Below are 16,914 nucleotides of genomic sequence, written 5' to 3'. Positions count from 1 at the left end.
CATTTCCCGATGGTGCGGCTCTTCACTCGCTCAAAGCTCCCGCAGCGCCGTCGTGACCGGCACGCTGGCCGCTCGCACCGCGGGGAACAGTCCACCGATGAAGCCGATGGCCAGCGCCCACTTGAGGCCTTCCCACAGCAACTGCCCCGACACGCGCAGCTCGAAGCTCAGCTTGCCCACCGAGCCCGCCGCCATTGTCGAGGCCGCGTGCCCGTTGAACAGCAGATAAGCGATCGCGCCACCGATGACACCGCCAATCGCCGCGAGCAGCATCGTCTCCAGCATCACCGCCACCACCACCGGCAGTCCGGGGAAGCCGATCGCGCGCAGCGTGGCAATCTCGCGCGCCCGCGTCGCGACGGCCGCGAACATGGTGTTCAGCGCCCCGAACACCGCGCCCACCGCCATGATGGCCCCCACCACGATCCCGATGACCCGCAGGATCTTGGTCATCTGCTCCGACTGCTTGGCGAAGAACGCCAGCGTCGTCGTTGCATCGACCTTCAGCTGCGGATTGGCATCGAGCGCCGCCTTGAACTCCTTGAACGCCGCGGCGTCGGTCAGCTTCACCGTCACCGAATTGCGGCTCGCGCCGCGACGGTAGGTCTCGGCCACGACCGGCGCGTCGGCCCACAGCTCCGATTCCATCGAGTCCCCCGAGGCGAACACCCCGGTCACCGTCCAGATCTGGCTGCCCAGACGGATCTGCTTGCCCGGCTCCAGGCCCTCGAACTGGCGCGCCGACCCCTGACCGACGATCAGCTCCTTCAGCCCCGGCTGGAACTTGCGGCCCGCGACGATCTTCACCTGCGGGCGCACCGCGAAGGCCTCGTCGCCGACGCCGCGCACCTGGACGCTGGCCTCCTCGTCGGTCCGGGTGCCCTTGACCGGCAGGTTGGCCGCGACCACCGTCTCGGCCGACACCAGCGGCTCGCCCTTGGCGGACTTCGCCACGCCCGGCGCCTGCGCGATCTGCGTGATGTCCTCGCGCGACAGCACCGACGCCACCTCCGCCGCCGACGCGCCGCGCAGCACGATCGCCGTGTCCTCGCTGCCGGACTTGCGCAGCGTCTCGGCATAGCCTTCGGCCATCGCCAGCAGCGCCACCAGCACGCCGACCACGCCCGCGATGCCCACGACGATCACCGCCGACGAGCCCATCCGCTGCGGCAGCGTGCTCACCCCCACGCTGGTCACCGAGCGCGCCTGCGCTCCGCGCCGCGACAGCAGCATCCACAGCCCCAGCAGCACGGCCAGTCCCAGCGCGCCGAACCACGGCAGCATCACCCACGCCACCAGCACCACGGCCAGCAGCACCAGCAATCCCAATCGCTTCAGGAATTTCATGATCAGGCCCTCCCGGCCAGCGCGTCGGTGATGTTCAGGCGCATCGCGTTCAGGGCCGGCAAGGCGCCGACGATCATGCCGAACAGCACCATCAGCCCGACACCGGTCGCCCAGCTGTTCAAGCCGGCGGCGGGCAGCCTCAGCGTGCCGCCGCTCGCCTGACCGACCACCGGCCCGATGACGCTGGCCAGGCCCAGCCCGACCACGCCGCCAATCAGCAGCAGCAGCACCGACTCCGCCAGCACCATCGCCAGCACGCTGTGCCCGGAAAAGCCGATCGTCTTGAGCACCGCGATCTCGCCGGTGCGCTCGCGCACCGCTTGCATCATCGTGTTGCCCGACAGCAGCAGCAGCGTGAAGAACACCGCGCCCATGATCGAGCTGACGATCAGTCCGATGTCCGCCACCTGCTTCATCCACGAGGCCATCGCCGCCTGCTCGGTCTGGGTGCGGGTCTCATGGTCCGAGTTGGCCGAGATCGCATCGATCGCCTTGGCCACGCGGTCCGCCTGGTTCGCGTCGTTCACGCGCGTCACGTACCAGCCGACGGCACCCTGGTTGTAGGGGGTCGTGTCGTCGAAGTACTTCCAGTTCAGCAGGAACATCTGGTCGTACCAGCCGCCCGACTTCTTGTCCGCCGCGTGGATCAGGCCGACGATCTCGAACTGCCAGTTCTTGCTGCCGCTGCGGTCCGGGAAGATCGTCGATTGCAGCGGGATCTTGTCCCCGACCTTCCAGTTGAAGCGCTTGGCCAGGCCCTCACCGACCAGCGCGCCGATGCGCGTCGACGCGAAGGCCTGCCTGGCCTGGTCGGTGACCACCATCTCGGGATACATGTCGAGGTAGTTCGGCGCGACCGCGAAGCTGAAGACCTGGTTGTGCGGGTCCTGGTACGCGCCGCCGAACCAGTTCGCATAGGTCACCAGCTTGACGCCGTCCACCGCCTGGATGCGCTGCGTCAGCGCCATCGGCAGCGTCTGGATGAACGACAGCCGCGAGCCCGTCTGCAGCCGCGACGCGCCGTTGGCCGACTGGCCGGCCTGGTCGAACGAGGTCCGGACCGCGTCCAGCAGCCCGAACAGCAGGAACGCGGTGATGATGGACACCAGCGTCAGGAAGGTCCTGAGCTTGCGCCGGAACAGCGCCGCCCAGATGAGGTGCAGGTATTTCATGGCGTGCCTCTTCGTGCCCGCGCGGCCTCAGGCGGCCGCCGCGTTGACCGTCTGCTCGACCAGCGTGCCCTTGTCCAGGTGCAGCGTCTGGCGTGCACGCTCGGCCGCCTTCGGGTCGTGGGTGACCATCACGATGGTCTTGCCGTGGTCGCGGTTGAGCGCCTGCAGCAGCGCCAGCACGTCCTCGGCGGACTGCCGGTCCAGGTCGCCGGTGGGCTCGTCGCAGACCAGCAGGGTCGGGTCCGAGACGATCGCCCGCGCGATCGACACGCGCTGCTGCTGGCCGCCGGACAGCTCGGTCGGCTTGTGGCTGGCGCGGTCCGACAAGCCCACCAGCTGCAGCGCGATCGCGGCGCGCTTCTTGCGCTCGGCCGCGGAGAGCTTGGTCAGCAGCAGCGGCAGCTCGACGTTGCGCTGCGCCGACAGCGTCGGCATCAGGTTGTAGAACTGGAACACGAAGCCGACCTTGGCCGCGCGCCACTTGGACAGCGCGGCGCCGCCGAGCTGGTCGATGCGCTCGCCGCCGATGGCGATGCTGCCGCCGCTGGGCTGGTCCAGGCCGCCGATCAGGTTCAGCAGCGTCGTCTTGCCGGAGCCCGAGGGCCCCATCAGCGCCAGGAAATCGCCCTGCGCCACATCCAGGTCGATGTGGTGCAGCACCTCCACCTTCTGCTTGCCTCGGGTGTAGACCTTGGACAGGTCGCGGATCTCGATCAATTTGCTCACGGTGACTCCTCGCGTAACGGTTCAGGGTTCACTTGCCGGGGGCGACGCGGATCTCGCCGCCGTCCCGCAGCCCTTCGGGCGGATTCACGACGAGCGGCTCTCCGGCCTTGACCCCGTCCAGCACCACCGCCTGGTCGCCCACCGGCGTGCCCAGCTTCACCTTGCGCGCCGCGGCCTTCTGGCCCGCGACGACGAAGACGACCTGCGCGCCGTCGCGCGACGCGACGGCCGACTTCGGCACCAGCACGCCCGGCGGCGGCGCGGTCTGGCCGCTCTGTCTGGCGGCCAGGAAGGAGACGCGCACGCCCATGTCGGGCACGACGCGCTGGTCCTTCTGCTCCAGGGCCACCCGCACCTTGACGGTGGCCTTGCCGCGGTCGGCCGACGGCACCACCGCGATCACGTGCGCCGGGATGCGCCAGTCCGGATAGGCGTCCAGCGTGGCCTCGGCCGGCATGTCGGCCTTGACCTGGCCGATGTAGGCCTCGTTGACGTCCACGTCCACTTCCAGCGAGTCCATGTCGACGATGGTGCCCACGCCGGTCCGCGTGAAGCCGCCGCCGGCGGAGAGCGGCGAGACGATCTCGCCGACCTGCGCCGCCTTGGCCGTGATCACGCCCGAGAACGGCGCCTTGACGACCGTGTAATCGAAGTTGACCTGGGTCTGCGCTGCCTGCGCCGCGGCCGCGTCGGCCTCGCGGCGGCGCGCCTCGAGCTGCGCCGCATAGGCGGTGACCGCGGTGCGGGCCTGCTCGGCCGCCTGTTTCGTGGACATGCCGCTGGCGGCCAGCTCGTCCTGGCGCTTGAGGTCGGACTGCGCCTGCAGCAATTGCGCGCGCGTGGCCTCGACATTGGCGCGGGCGCTCTCCACGTTGGCGCGCGAGGCCTGCAGCGCCGCCCGCAGCGCGTTGTCCTCGAGCCGGGCCAGGACCTGGCCCTTCTCGACGCGGTCGCCCTCCTCGAACAGCACCGCCGTCAGCGTGCCGGTGATCTGCGTCGACACGGTCGCCGCGCGCCGCGCCGTCACGTAGCCGGTGGCCTGCAGCACGGCGTTGCCGCCGGTGCCGCCGCGCGGCAGCGCGTTCGCGGTCTCGACCTCGGGCACCTGGGACTGGCGCCACCACCACCAGCCGCCGCCCGCCAGCAGGGCCAGCACGGCCAGCGCCGCCACCAGGATCCAGACCCAGCGCGGCGGTCCGCCGCCATGGTCCTCACGCTCCGTGCCCTGGATGCGCAGCTCTTTCAACAATGCGGTATCGATGACGGCCCCCTTGCAGTGCGGCACCGCCTCGCGGGCGGCGCCTTGGTCGAATCGGGGCGCATTCTGCGCGGCGCCCTGCCCGCGTCAACCCCTGGTTGCGACGAATGGCGGATGGCGGTCGTGAACGCCCCCTCGTGACGACGAATGGAGAGGGCGGATTTCGACGCGGGCAGGATGCGGCCGGGACGCGGCCGGGGTGCGCCCCGGCCGCGGGCTGGACGCGACGCGGCGGGGTCAGCTCTCGACCAACCCGTTGCGGATCGCGTAGACGGTCAATTCGGAGTTGTTGGACAGGCCCAGCTTCTCCAGGACCCGCGCGCGGTACACGCTGACCGTCTTGGGGCTGAGCATCAGTTCCTCGGCGATGTCCGACAGCCGCTTGCCGGAGGCGATCATCACCAGCGTCTGCAATTCGCGGTCCGACAGCTTCTGGTGCGCCTGCTCCGGCGCCGGGGCGGTCAGGCTCTCGACCAGCATCTGGGCGATCTCGGGGGTCACGTACTTGCGCCCCTGCGCCACCGTGCGCACCGCCTGCACCAGCAGCTGCGGATCGCCCCCCTTGTTGACGTAGCCGAAGGCCCCGGCCCGCAGCGCGCGGATCGCGTACTGGTCCTCCGGGTACATCGAAACGATCAGCACCCGCGTCGCCGTGCCCTCGTCCTTGAGCACATGCAGCACGTCCAGGCCGCTGCGGCCCGGCATGTTGATGTCCAGCACCAGCACGTCGCACTGCTTGTCCACGGGCAGCGTGCGCATCAGGCTGCGCAGCTCGCCGTAGTCGCCGGCCTCGCCCACCACCTCGATGTCGGGCGCGTCGGACAGCGTGTCGCGGATGCCGCGGCGGATCAGCGCATGGTCGTCGCAGAGGATGACTTTGATCATAGGGCGCCCCACGAGGACGGATCATGGCCCGCGCCGGCCGGGATCGGCTCGCCGTCGTCGTCGACGTCGAAATCCGCGATCACGCCGCGCAGCGGCACCGACAGGATCAGCGCCGTGCCGTGCAGCCCGCTGCTCAGGTCGACCCAGCCACCCACCGTCGCCGCGCGCTCGCGCAGGCCCCGGATGCCGAAGCTGCGCGCCTTGCTCAGGTCGCCCGGCGCGATGCCGTGGCCGTTGTCCTTGATCTCCAGCGTCAGCACGCCGCCCTCCATGCTCAGCTCCACGTCGACGCGGGTCGCCCCGGCATGCTTGGAGACATTGGTCAGCGCCTCCTGCGCGCAGCGGTAGGCCACCAGCGGCACGCCCGCCGGCAGCTGGAAATGCTCGCCGACGTGCCGCACCGCGGTCGCGATGCCGGTGCGGCGCTCGAAGCGCGCCGCCAGCCATTGCACCGCTGCCAGCAATCCCTGTTCCAGGATCGCCGGCCGCAGGTTGTGCATGATCCGCTGGCTCGACTCGATCGCGCTGGTGACCGTCTCCAGCGCCGACTGCACGCGCTGCTGGACCGCCTCGTCGCTGCTGTGGCGCGCGATCCAGGCCAGGTCGAACTTCAGCGCCGTCAGCGAGCCCCCCACGTCGTCATGGATTTCGCGCGCGATCGCCGCCCGCTCCATCTCGACGCTGGTCTGCAGGTGCCCGGCCAACTCGTGCAATTGCTGCTTGGACTTGAGCAGCTCGCGGTCGGCTTCCTGGCGCGCGAGCTGCGCCTCGCAGGACTCGATCGCGTGCAGCAGCGCCGGCGCCAGCCGCGTCAGGTTGTTCTTGAGCAGGTAGTCCGACGCGCCGGTGCGCATCGCCGCGACGGCGGTGTCCTCGCCGATCTCGCCCGACACCAGCACGAACGGGAGCACCAGTTGCCGCTGCTTGATCAGGTCCAGCACGACCAGCCCCGAAAACCCCGGCAGGTTGTAATCGGAAATCACCGCGTCCCAGCTCCGGTCGAGCGCCGCCTCGATTTGCGGCAGGGTGTCCAGCCGCGTGATTTCGAAACGCAATCCGGACCGTTGCAACTGGGCCAGGATCAATTGGTGATCCAGGTCGGAATCCTCGATATGAAGCAGGCGCAGCGAGCGCTCGGCCAGGGGGAGAGTCGGCATGGGCGCGAGTATGCCAAGTTTGTCGCGCATCCCTCGTCTATGCAGGAGCCCCCCCGCCGTTCCCCCTCTGGAAACCGTAGAGTCTTGGGTTTACCCTTATCGAGAATTTGTCAGTGTCGCGTCGACGCCAGTTGATCCAAGCTAAAGGGACAGCTTTTCGCTATTAGTCCCGTCGACAGATGCGAGGCAAAGGCCGAAGATTCTTGCCAGCCGACAAGTCCGGGCGCATGTCTGAGTTGGGCAGACATGAACAAGCACCAGGACATCCAATGTGGAGCCAAGATGCAAATCGATGAGACGTCGGTCGAGCCGGAAGGCAGCGGACTGATGCCACTGCTCGCCGCCGCCGAGTTGCAGGACCATCTGATGACGGTCAACAACGACCTGGAGCGGCTGCAGCGCCTGCTGGACGATGCCTGCGAGGCGCTGTCGACGCATTTCTTCGGTGCCTCCGGCCTGGTGGAGCAGATGCGCGAGCGCCTGCCCGAGGCGCGCGACCAGGACGCGCTGCAGCAGCTGATGCTGCATCTGGCCGGGGCGATCACCGCGCTGCAGTTCCAGGACATGTCCACGCAACTCATCGCGCACACCAGCCAGCGGCTGCGCAACTGCTCGGACCAGCTCGCGCGCGATGCGTTCGGGGACGACGAGGACGGGATGGCCGTCGTCGAGACCGCCCCGCTGCGTCCCAATCCCGTCACGCAAGACGAGATGGACGCCGGCTCGATCGAATTGTTCTGACGATGCTGCGACCTTGCGCCCCTTACATCACGAAAACATCGACCGCGAAGCACGGTCGGTCTTGAAGGTCCTCAAGAATCTTCGAGTCCACCCGAAAACAGCCTGTCATCCGGAGAACCAAAAATGCCCTCGATCCTCGCCGTAGACGATTCGGCCTCCATGCGCCAGATGGTCTCGTTCACCCTCAAGAATGCGGGTTTCAACGTCGTGGAGGCGGTGGACGGGCAGGACGCCTGGGAGAAGTCGACGCAGCGCGATTTCGACCTGGTGCTGACCGACCAGAACATGCCCCGCATGGATGGCATCAGCCTGACGAAGAAGCTGCGGGACAACCCAAAATTCAAGACCACGCCGATCCTGATCCTGACCACCGAGTCCAGCGACCAGATGAAGCAGGCCGGCCGCGCCGCGGGCGCCACCGGCTGGCTGGTCAAGCCATTCGACCCGGCCAAGCTGATCGAAGTGATCGGCAAGGTGATCCGCTGAAGTCCCGCGGGAGAGATTGATGGGAGACATGACCTCCGAAGGCGCCAACCTGGGCGCGGGCATCGACCTGAGCCAGTTCTATCAGGTCTTCTTCGAGGAAGCCGGCGAGAACCTCGACAACATGGAACAGCTGCTGCTGAACCTGGACATCGAGAACCCGGACGATGAGCAGATGAATGCCATCTTCCGCTGCGCCCACTCGATCAAGGGCGGCGCGGCGACGTTCGGCTTCAACGACGTGGCCGAGCTGACGCACCAGATGGAGACGCTGCTGGACAAGCTGCGCCGCCATGAACTGGCGCCGACCTCGCAGATGGTGGACGTGCTGCTGCAGTCCGGCGACGCGCTCAAGGCGCAGCTGGCGCGGCATCAGGGCTCGGGCGCCGACGCGGTCGACACCTCCGCCCTGCTGAGCAGCATCCGCACGCTGGTCGACGGCGGCACGCTGGACGGCACGCGCGCCGCCGCGCCGGCCCCGGTGGCCGCCGCGGCGCCCGCTCCAGCCCCCGCGGCGCCGGCCGCCGCGCCGCTGAAGTCCACGGTGCGCCAGCTCGAGCTGCTGGTGGGCCCGCTGGACAACCCGGCGCAGGCCGACAACCTGGTCGAGCTGTTCAAGGAGATCACCGACCTGGGCACGATCGAGCCGCTGGACGGCGGCATCGCCGCCGACGGCATGCGCCGCTTCAAGGTCCTGACCAGCAGCACCGACAACGACCTGCTGGATCTGTTCACCTTCCACGTCTCGCGCGAGCAGGTCAAGATCCTGCCGCTGGGCGAGGGCTACGGCTTCCACGAAGGCGCGCCCGGCGCGCCCCCGGCCGAGGCGAAGAAGGACGAGGACCCCGGCTACGGCTTCTTCGACGACGCCCCCGGCGTGCCTCCCGAGACCGCCGCCGAAGCCAAGGCCGCTGCCGAGGCGCCCAAGGCGAACGTGCCGGTGGCCGCCAAGCCGGCCACGCCGGCCCGCACCGAGGTCGCCCCGCGCGCCGGCGGCGCCAGCCCCGACCAGTCCACGCTGCGCGTGTCGGTGGAGAAGGTCGACCAGTTGATCAACCTGGTGGGCGAGCTCGTCATCACCCAGGCCATGCTGGCGCAGAACAGCCGCAACCTCGATCCGGGCCTGTACCAGCAGTTGGCTTCCGGCCTGGCCGACCTGGAGCGCAACACGCGCGACCTCCAGGAATCGGTCATGTCGATCCGCATGATCCCGATGTCGGTGGTGTTCAACCGCTTCCCGCGCATGCTGCGCGACCTGGCCGCCAAGCTGGGCAAGAAGGTCGAGCTGGTCACCCAGGGCGAGGCCACCGAGCTCGACAAGGGCCTGGTCGAGAAGATCACCGATCCGCTGACCCACCTGGTGCGCAACAGCTGCGACCACGGCATCGAATCCCCCGCCGACCGCGTCGCCAAGGGCAAGCCCGAGCAGGGCACGATCACGCTGGTGGCCTCCCACCAGGGCGGCTCCATCGTCATCGAAGTGCGCGACGACGGCCGCGGCCTGAACCGCGAGAAGCTGATCAAGAAGGCCCGCGAGAAGGGCATCGACGCGCCCGACACGATGACCGACCAGGAAGTCTGGGGCCTGATCTTCGCGCCCGGCTTCTCGACGGCGGACCAGGTCACCGACGTGTCCGGCCGCGGGGTCGGCATGGACGTGGTCAAGAAGAACATCACTTCGCTGGGCGGCACGGTGGAGATCGACTCCGCCGAGGGCTACGGCATGAAGGTCTCGGTGCGGCTGCCGCTGACGCTGGCCATCATGGACGGCATGAGCGTGGGCGTGGGCGAAGAGGTCTACATCCTGCCGCTGTCGTCGGTGGTGGAGTCCTTCCAGGTCCAGGCCGACACGATCAAGACCGTCGGCGGCTCCGGCCGCGTGGTCGAGGTCCGCGACGAATACATGCCGGTGGTGGAACTCGAACAGGTCTTCAACGTGCCGCGCTTCGACTTCGAGCATGTCAGCTCGATCATGGTCGTGGTCGAGGCCGAGGGCGGCCGCGTCGCGCTGCTGGTGGACGAGTTGCTCGGCCAGCAGCAGGTCGTGGTCAAGAACCTGGAGGCGAACTACCGCAAGGTCACCGACGTCTCCGGCGCCACCATCATGGGCGACGGCCGGGTCGCGCTGATCCTGGACGTGGGCAGCCTGGTGCGCCGCTCGCGCCATTGAACGCCGTCGATCGTCTTTGATTCCGGGAGGGCGCCGGCCGCGCGGCCGGCGCCGAACTCACAAGAGGTCAACATGAATTTCAGTGCATTGCTGCGTCAATTCAGCATCCGCACCCGCATGATCGGCGCGATTGCGATCGTGCTGCTGCTCTTGATGGTGGTGGGCAGCGTCGGTCTGTTCGGCATGCAGTCGATGCGCGGCCAGACGCAGGAATTCCTCGAGAAGTCCGCCGAGCGCGGCCAGCGCGTGGGCGCCCTTCACGGCGCGATGGGAGAGATCCGTCGCTACGAGAAGGACATGATCATCAATTACGAGAAGGCCGAGGCCGTGAAGACGGCGCATGGCCTGTGGGACGCGGCGCGCAAGTCGGCGGCGACGCATCTGGACGAGGTCGCGGCGCTGAGCCCCGAGGACGACAAGGCCGTCCTGATGCAGATCAAGGCCTCGCTCGAGACCTACGCGCAGAAGTCGGCCAACGTCGTCACGCAGCTGGAAGCCGGCGCCTATGACCACGCCGCGGTCGCCGACCGGCTGCTCACCGCCGCCAAGGACCAGATCACCGAGGCCGAGAAGCAACTGGCCGAAATCGAGAAGCGCATGGAGGCCCAGGCGGCCGAGATGCGCGCCGGCATCGAGAAGACGCAGGGCGGCGTGCTGTGGACCTTCGGCCTGGTGCTGGTGTTCGCGGCGATCGTCGTGGTGCCGCTGACGCTGCTGAACATGCAGACCATCTGCGCGCCGCTGGCCGAGGCCGAGGCGCTGGCCGAGGCGATCGCCGAGGGCGACCTGTCCCGCGAGATGAAGCCGGTGGAAGGCGTCGACGAAGCGTCGAAGCTGATGCGCTCGCTGCACCACATGCAGGAGGCGCTGCAATCGATGGTGGGCCAGCTGCGCACGGCGGCCGACTCGATCCGCACCGCGTCGGTGGAGATCGCCACCGGCAACCAGGACCTGTCCAGCCGCACCGAGCAGACCGCGTCCAACCTGCAGCAGGCGGCGTCGTCGCTGGTGCAGCTGACCGGCACGGTGAAGCAGACCGCCGATTCCGCGCGCACCGCCAATCAGCTGGCCTCCTCCGCCTCGGGCGCGGCGGCCAAGGGGGGCGACGTGGTGAGCCAGGTGGTCTCGACGATGGACGAGATCAACAGCAGCTCCAAGCGCATCAGCGACATCATCGGCACGATCGACGGCATCGCCTTCCAGACCAACATCCTGGCGCTGAACGCGGCGGTGGAAGCCGCGCGGGCCGGCGAGCAGGGCCGCGGCTTCGCGGTCGTGGCCGGCGAGGTGCGCTCGCTGGCGCAGCGCAGCGCCGAGGCCGCGCGCGAGATCAAGACCCTGATCGGCGCCAGCGTCGAGCGGGTCGAGACCGGCTCGCGCCTGGTGCAGGAAGCCGGCACGACGATGAGCGACATCGTCGCCAGCGTGCAGCGGGTGACGGACATCATCGGCGAGATCACCGCCGCCTCCAGCGAGCAGAGCGACGGCATCAGCCAGGTCAACCAGGGCGTCAGCAACCTGGACCAGATGACGCAGCAGAACGCCGCGCTGGTCGAGCAATCCGCCGCCGCCGCCGAGAGCCTGAAGGACCAGGCCGAGCGCCTGGGCGCCGTGGTGGACCGCTTCCGCGTGTCGGGTCATGCGCCGGCTCTGCCGGCCACCGCGTTCACCGCCAAGTCCGCGCCGGTTGCGGCCGCTGACGCGGCGAAGCCGGCCACGGTCACCGCCCTGGCTGCGGCCAGGCCCGCATCCACCAGCAAGCCGGCCGCTTCGAAGCCGGTCAGCGCGAAGCCGTTGGTCCACACGGCCAAGCCCCTGTCCAAGCCCGCCGCCAAGGCCGCCGCGCCGAAGGCGGCGCCCGCTCCGCTCACCCCCGCGCCGGCAGCGCCGGCCACCACCGCCGACGACGGCGACTGGGAAACCTTCTAATCAGCCCCCGCGAGGTCATCACATGGAAATCGTCCAACAAACCGGCACGCAAGTCGTGCAAGCGAAGTCCGGCGCGCTGGTCCCGCAGGGCGCCAGCGCCGCGCCCGCCGGCGGCGAGTACCTCACCTTCCGCCTCGGTCAGGAGGAGTACGGCATCGACATCCTGAAGGTGCAGGAGATCCGCTCCTACGAGCAGCCCACGCGCATCGCCAACGCGCCCGAGTTCATCAAGGGCGTCGTCAACCTGCGCGGCGTGATCGTCCCGATCGTGGACCTGCGCCTGAAGCTGGGCTGCGCCACGGCCGAATACAACAGCTTCACCGTCGTGATCGTGCTGAACGTCAAGAACCGCGTCGTGGGCGCGGTGGTGGATTCGGTGTCCGACGTGCTGGAGCTGAACCGCGACGTGATCCGTCCGGCGCCCGAGCTGAGCTCCAGCGCCGTCAACACCAGCTTCATCATGGGCATCGGCGCGGTTGCCGAGCGCATGCTGATCCTGATTGACATCGAGGGCCTGATGTCCAGCGCGGACATGGGCCTGATGGATGCGATGACCACCGCCTGATCACGCGTGGCGCCCGGCGCTCGCCGGGCGTTTCTCCTGCCGGGCGCGCGCCCTGCCCTGAGGGGTCATGGGCAGGAGAAGACCGAGAGAGCGAATCGTGGAGGCACGCGCCAGAGAGCGGAACACGCCCGGCGCCGATGAGACACGGAGTCCATTCATGTTCGACTCGATCAAGACCCGGCTGATTTCACTGGGGGTGGGCATCGTCGCCCTGACCCTGCTGGCGATCACCGTCGCCAACTACGTGACCGTGCGCGGACACACGCGGCAGCAGGTCTCGCAAGCGCTGGACGAGCTGGCCGCGGCGCGCGCCGACGCGATCCGGCAATGGGTGCGCACGCAGCGCGACATCGTCGCCTCGCTGCAGCCGGCGGTGAGCGCCGCGGACCCCGTGCCGCTGCTGCAGCAGGCGGCCAAGTCCGGGCGGCTGGAGGCGGCCTATGTCGGTTTCGCCGACAAGAAGATTGTCTTCAACACGCCGCAGAACCTGCCGCCCGACTACGACCCCACCGGCCGTCCCTGGTACACCGGCGCGGCCTCCGCGTCCGGCACGGTGCTGACGGCGCCCTACATGGACGCGTCCAAGGGACGCCTGGTGGTGACCTTCGCCGCGGCGGACAAGAGCGGCGGCGGCACCAAGGCGGTCATCGCCACCGACGTGTTCCTGGATGACGTGGTGGCCACGGTGCAGGCGATCAAGCCGACGCCGGGCGGCTTCGCCTTCCTGATGTCCAAGGACGGCAAGATCGTCGCGCACCCGGACGCCAAGCTCGCGCTCAAGGGCGCGACGGAGATCTCCGAGCAGCTCACGCCGCAGGCGCTGGCCACGGCGATCGATCCGCAGGCGGGCTGGGTGGAGGCCAAGGTCGGGGGCGATGACTTCCTGGTCAGCGGCACGCCGATCCCGGACACCGACTGGCAGCTCTACGTGGCGGCGAAGAAGGACGAGGCGCTGGCCTCGCTGAGCGCGCTGCTGCGCACGGCGGTGATCACGGCGCTGATCATGATGGCGATCGCGGCGCTGGCGATGACCGGCACCATCACCGCGATGCTGCGCGGCGTGGACCGCGTGCGCGCCGCGCTCGACGACATCAGCGCCGGCGACGGCGACCTGACGCAGCGGCTGCCGGCCGGCGGCCGCGACGAGGTCGGGCGCATCGCGTCCTCGTTCAACCTGTTCGCGGAGAAGATCCAGCGCATCCTGCTGGACGTGCGCTCGGCCAGCAACTCGATCACGACCGCGTCGAGCGAAATCGCGATCGGCTCGCAGGACCTGTCGCAGCGGACTGAGGAGACGGCCTCCAACCTGCAGCAGGCGGCGTCCTCGATGGAGGAATTGACCGCCACGGTGCGCCAGACGGCGGACGCGGCGCAGACGGCCAACCAGCTGGCCTCGAGCGCGTCGAGCGCGGCGGCACGCGGCGGCGAGGTCGTGGGCCAGGTGGTCTCGACGATGGACGAGATCAATGCCAGCTCCAAGAAGATCAACGACATCATCGGCGTGATCGACGGCATCGCCTTCCAGACCAACATCCTGGCGCTGAACGCGGCGGTGGAAGCCGCGCGGGCCGGCGAGCAGGGCCGCGGCTTCGCGGTCGTGGCGTCGGAGGTGCGCAGCCTGGCGCAGCGCAGCGCGGAGGCGGCCAAGGAGATCAAGGCGCTGATCGGGGCCAGCGTCGACAGCGTCGAGGCCGGCACGCGGCTGGTGCAGGCGGCGGGCGAGTCGATGAACGACATCGTGCACAGCGTGCAGCGGGTGACGGACATCATCGGCGAGATCACAGCGGCCTCGACCGAGCAGAGCGGCGGCATCGCGCAGGTGAATGACGCGGTCACGCAACTGGACCGGATGACGCAGCAGAACGCCGCGCTGGTGGAGGAATCGGCGGCGGCGGCGGAAAGCCTCAAGGATCAGGCGCACCGGCTGACCGAGATCGTGTCGGTGTTCCGGCTCGGGCAGGAGTCGGAAGCGGTGAAGCGGGCGGCGCCGGTTCATGCGCCGGTTCATGCGCCGGTTCATGCACCGGCGGTGAAGGCGTCGTCGTCGGCGCCGATCGCGATGGCGAAGACGGCGTCGCCGCGGCCCGCGCCGATGAAGGCGGTCCGGCCCGGTGTGAATGGGACGGCGCATGGCGCCGTCAAGCCGCCGGCGCCGAAGCCGAGCGCTCCGACCGTCGCAGCGCCCCCGCCCGCGCCGCGTCCGGCACCAGCCGCCGACGACGGCGACTGGGAAACCTTCTGACTGCAAGCGCGGCTGGCCAGCAGCCACCGCAGGACAATCCGCGCCTCGTGAACGAGAGAACCGCGGGCTTGATAGCCTGCGGCTCATCCCCACGATAGAAAGCTCCCGCGCATCCGCGCGCGAAAGGCTGAGACACTGTTCCGGCATTTCGTCAGACTCACGAGGCCTGCATGACCGATTCCTCCGCCGCCGGCGCCCCCGCCGCCGCGAACCCCTTGCTCTCGACCGCGCCGCTGCCCGACTTCGCCGCGATCGAGCCTTCGCACATCCAGCCGGCCATCGCCGAACTGCTCGCCCAGGCGCAGCAGGCGCTGGACCAGGTCACCGCGCCCGGCGCGCCGGCCGACTACGAGCTCCTGTCCCGCACCCTGAACGTCGCTTCCGAGCGCCTGGGCACCGCCTGGGGCGCCGTGGGCCACCTGAACGCGGTGGCCAACACGCCAGCGCTGCGCGAGGCCTACAACGCGATGCTGCCCGCGGTGACCGAGTTCCACACCGCCCTGGGCGCCAACGAGGCGCTGTACGCCAAGTACAAGGCGATCGCCGCGCAGCCCGGCCTGACGCCCGAGCGCGCCCAGCTGCTCAAGCATGCGATCCGCGACTTCGTCCTGTCCGGCGCCGAGCTCGAGGGCGAGGCCAAGGCGCGCTTCGCCAAGATCCAGGAGCGCGGCGCCGAACTCGGCCAGGCCTTCTCCGAGCACGTGATGGACGCCACCGACGGCTGGTCGGCGATCGTGTCGGCGGCCGAGCTCAAGGGCGTTCCCGCCGACGTCGTCGCCAACGCGCGCGCCGCCGCGGAGAAGGACGGCAACACCGACCCGGACGCCCACAAGCTGACGCTGCACTTCCCCGTCTACATGCCGGTGATGCAGTACGCCGAGGACCGCGCGCTGCGCGAGCGTCTGTACCGCGCCTACGTGACGCGGGCCAGCGAGCTCGGCGACAAGCCGGAGTGGGACAACGGCCCGCTGATGCAGGAACTGCTGATGCTGCGCCAGGAAGAGGCCCGGCTGCTGGGCTTCGCGAACTTCGCCGAGGCCTCGCTGGTGCCCAAGATGGCCAGCTCGCCGGCCCAGGTGCTGGCCTTCCTGCGCGACCTGGCCGCCCGCGCCCGCCCCTACGCCCAGCGCGACCTGGACGAGCTGCGCGACTTCGCCAAGGCCGCGCTGCGCATGGACGACCTGCAGGCCTGGGACACCGCCTTCATCTCCGAGAAGCTGAAGGAGGCGCGCTACGCCTTCTCCGACCAGGAAGTGCGGCAATACCTGACCCTGCCGCGCGTGCTGGACGGCCTGTTCCGCATCGTCGACCGCCTGTTCGGCGTGCAGCTGGTGCCGGCCCAGGCCTCGGTCTGGCACGAGTCGGTGCAGTTCTGCGAGCTGCGCCGTGACGGCCGGCTGATCGGCCAGGTCTACCTGGACCTGTACGCCCGCAACGGCAAGCGCCCCGGCGCCTGGATGGACGAGGTGCGCAGCCGCTGGGCCCGGCCGGATCTGGCGGGCACCGGCGCCGAGCAGATCCCCGTGGCGCACCTGGTGTGCAACTTCCCCCAGGGCGCGGAAGGCAAGCCGGCGCTGCTCACCCACGACGACGTCACGACGCTGTTCCACGAATGCGGCCACGGCCTGCACCACCTGCTGACCCGCGTGGCGGAACTGGGCGTGTCCGGCATCTCGGGCGTCGAATGGGACGCCGTCGAGCTGCCCAGCCAGTTCATGGAGAACTTCTGCTGGGAGTGGGAAGTCATCCAACAGCTGTCGGGCCATGTCGACACCGGCGAGCCGCTGCCGCGCGCGCTGTTCGACAAGATGCTGGCGGCCAAGAACTTCCAGGCCGGCTTGCAGACGCTGCGCCAGATCGAGTTCGCGCTCTTCGACATGCGGCTGCACGCTGAGCCGGGCTCGGAGACGCGCGTGCAGGAGTTGCTCGACGAGGTGCGCGCGGAGGTCTCGGTACTGGTGCCGCCGGCCTTCAACCGCTTCCAGCACAGCTTCTCGCACATCTTCGCGGGCGGCTACGCGGCCGGCTACTACAGCTACAAGTGGGCCGAGGTGCTGTCGGCCGACTGCTGGAGCGCGTTCGAGGAGGAAGGCGTGTTCAATCCCGCGACCGGGCGGCGCTACCTCGACGAGATCCTGTCGATGGGCAGCGTGCGCGACGCGATGGACAACTTCAAGGCCTTCCGCGGCCGCGAGCCGACCATCGACGCGCTGCTGCGGCATCAAGGCATGGCCTGACC

General features: G+C 69.2%; 13 protein-coding genes. 7 read left to right on the top strand and 6 right to left on the bottom strand.

Annotated features, from left to right (window positions below):
• Window positions 1–30 precede the first annotated feature (30 nt).
• The 6 genes from ABDW61_RS13065 to ABDW61_RS13040 form a co-directional block, all read right to left on the bottom strand.
• Window positions 31–1,347 (bottom strand): ABC transporter permease, encoded by a 1,317-nt coding sequence (locus ABDW61_RS13065; protein ID WP_343639208.1) that lies wholly within the window; start codon window positions 1,345–1,347, stop codon window positions 31–33.
• Between the two features lie 2 nt (window positions 1,348–1,349).
• Entirely contained in the window at window positions 1,350–2,519 is a 1,170-nt protein-coding gene (locus ABDW61_RS13060) for an ABC transporter permease (protein ID WP_343639207.1), read from the bottom strand.
• A 27-nt stretch (window positions 2,520–2,546) separates the two neighbouring features.
• Window positions 2,547–3,245 (bottom strand): ABC transporter ATP-binding protein, encoded by a 699-nt coding sequence (locus ABDW61_RS13055; protein ID WP_343639206.1) that lies wholly within the window; start codon window positions 3,243–3,245, stop codon window positions 2,547–2,549.
• 28 nt (window positions 3,246–3,273) lie between these two features.
• Entirely contained in the window at window positions 3,274–4,494 is a 1,221-nt protein-coding gene (locus ABDW61_RS13050; RefSeq protein ID WP_343639205.1) for an efflux RND transporter periplasmic adaptor subunit, read from the bottom strand.
• A 246-nt stretch (window positions 4,495–4,740) separates the two neighbouring features.
• Complete coding sequence (locus tag ABDW61_RS13045; protein ID WP_343639204.1) at window positions 4,741–5,388, bottom strand: response regulator transcription factor; 648 nt, start codon at window positions 5,386–5,388, stop codon at window positions 4,741–4,743.
• Window positions 5,385–6,545 carry a histidine kinase gene (locus tag ABDW61_RS13040; protein WP_343639203.1) on the bottom strand — a complete coding sequence of 387 codons (1,161 nt, stop codon included), beginning with the start codon at window positions 6,543–6,545 and terminating at the stop codon, window positions 5,385–5,387. Before ABDW61_RS13040 ends, ABDW61_RS13045 begins: the two co-directional genes overlap by 4 nt.
• Before the next feature lie 282 nt (window positions 6,546–6,827).
• On the opposite strand from ABDW61_RS13040, the gene ABDW61_RS13035 reads away from it, so the two are divergent.
• The 7 genes from ABDW61_RS13035 (at window position 6,828) to ABDW61_RS13005 (ending at window position 16,912) form a co-directional block, all read left to right on the top strand.
• The gene (locus tag ABDW61_RS13035; RefSeq protein ID WP_343639201.1) at window positions 6,828–7,286 is read left to right on the top strand and encodes a hypothetical protein; all 459 of its coding nucleotides are present in this window, start codon (window positions 6,828–6,830) and stop codon (window positions 7,284–7,286) included.
• 123 nt (window positions 7,287–7,409) lie between these two features.
• Window positions 7,410–7,772: a response regulator gene (locus tag ABDW61_RS13030; RefSeq protein ID WP_058934514.1), complete on the top strand. Its 363-nt coding sequence runs from the start codon at window positions 7,410–7,412 to the stop codon at window positions 7,770–7,772.
• Window positions 7,773–7,791: 19 nt separating this feature from the next.
• The gene (locus ABDW61_RS13025; RefSeq protein ID WP_343639200.1) at window positions 7,792–9,939 is read left to right on the top strand and encodes a chemotaxis protein CheW; all 2,148 of its coding nucleotides are present in this window, start codon (window positions 7,792–7,794) and stop codon (window positions 9,937–9,939) included.
• Between the two features lie 72 nt (window positions 9,940–10,011).
• A complete protein-coding gene (locus ABDW61_RS13020; protein WP_343639198.1) occupies window positions 10,012–11,868 on the top strand; it encodes a methyl-accepting chemotaxis protein in 1,857 nt (618 codons plus the stop codon).
• Window positions 11,869–11,890: 22 nt separating this feature from the next.
• A complete protein-coding gene (locus ABDW61_RS13015) occupies window positions 11,891–12,433 on the top strand; it encodes a chemotaxis protein CheW (RefSeq protein ID WP_343639197.1) in 543 nt (180 codons plus the stop codon).
• Window positions 12,434–12,590: 157 nt separating this feature from the next.
• Complete coding sequence (locus ABDW61_RS13010) at window positions 12,591–14,675, top strand: methyl-accepting chemotaxis protein (protein ID WP_343639195.1); 2,085 nt, start codon at window positions 12,591–12,593, stop codon at window positions 14,673–14,675.
• Between the two features lie 170 nt (window positions 14,676–14,845).
• Window positions 14,846–16,912 carry a M3 family metallopeptidase gene (locus ABDW61_RS13005; protein ID WP_343639194.1) on the top strand — a complete coding sequence of 689 codons (2,067 nt, stop codon included), beginning with the start codon at window positions 14,846–14,848 and terminating at the stop codon, window positions 16,910–16,912.
• The last annotated feature ends 2 nt before the right edge of the window (window positions 16,913–16,914 follow it).

Source organism: Roseateles sp., from assembly GCF_039595595.1.
Lineage (GTDB): Bacteria > Pseudomonadota > Gammaproteobacteria > Burkholderiales > Burkholderiaceae_C > Roseateles.
This window is presented reverse-complemented; position numbering and strand designations above follow the sequence as displayed.

What these genes read in the sequence shown, in the direction of transcription:
- ABDW61_RS13010 (WP_343639195.1), top strand. Translation starts at nt 12,591, where the DNA reads ATGTTCGACTCGATCAAGACCCGGCTGATTTCACTGGGGGTGGGCATC.
- ABDW61_RS13025 (WP_343639200.1), top strand. Translation starts at nt 7,792, where the DNA reads ATGGGAGACATGACCTCCGAAGGCGCCAACCTGGGCGCGGGCATCGAC.
- ABDW61_RS13030 (WP_058934514.1), top strand. Translation starts at nt 7,410, where the DNA reads ATGCCCTCGATCCTCGCCGTAGACGATTCGGCCTCCATGCGCCAGATG.
- ABDW61_RS13040 (WP_343639203.1), bottom strand. Translation starts at nt 6,545, where the DNA reads ATGCCGACTCTCCCCCTGGCCGAGCGCTCGCTGCGCCTGCTTCATATC.
- ABDW61_RS13015 (WP_343639197.1), top strand. Translation starts at nt 11,891, where the DNA reads ATGGAAATCGTCCAACAAACCGGCACGCAAGTCGTGCAAGCGAAGTCC.
- ABDW61_RS13035 (WP_343639201.1), top strand. Translation starts at nt 6,828, where the DNA reads ATGCAAATCGATGAGACGTCGGTCGAGCCGGAAGGCAGCGGACTGATG.
- ABDW61_RS13005 (WP_343639194.1), top strand. Translation starts at nt 14,846, where the DNA reads ATGACCGATTCCTCCGCCGCCGGCGCCCCCGCCGCCGCGAACCCCTTG.
- ABDW61_RS13060 (WP_343639207.1), bottom strand. Translation starts at nt 2,519, where the DNA reads ATGAAATACCTGCACCTCATCTGGGCGGCGCTGTTCCGGCGCAAGCTC.
- ABDW61_RS13045 (WP_343639204.1), bottom strand. Translation starts at nt 5,388, where the DNA reads ATGATCAAAGTCATCCTCTGCGACGACCATGCGCTGATCCGCCGCGGC.
- ABDW61_RS13020 (WP_343639198.1), top strand. Translation starts at nt 10,012, where the DNA reads ATGAATTTCAGTGCATTGCTGCGTCAATTCAGCATCCGCACCCGCATG.
- ABDW61_RS13065 (WP_343639208.1), bottom strand. Translation starts at nt 1,347, where the DNA reads ATGAAATTCCTGAAGCGATTGGGATTGCTGGTGCTGCTGGCCGTGGTG.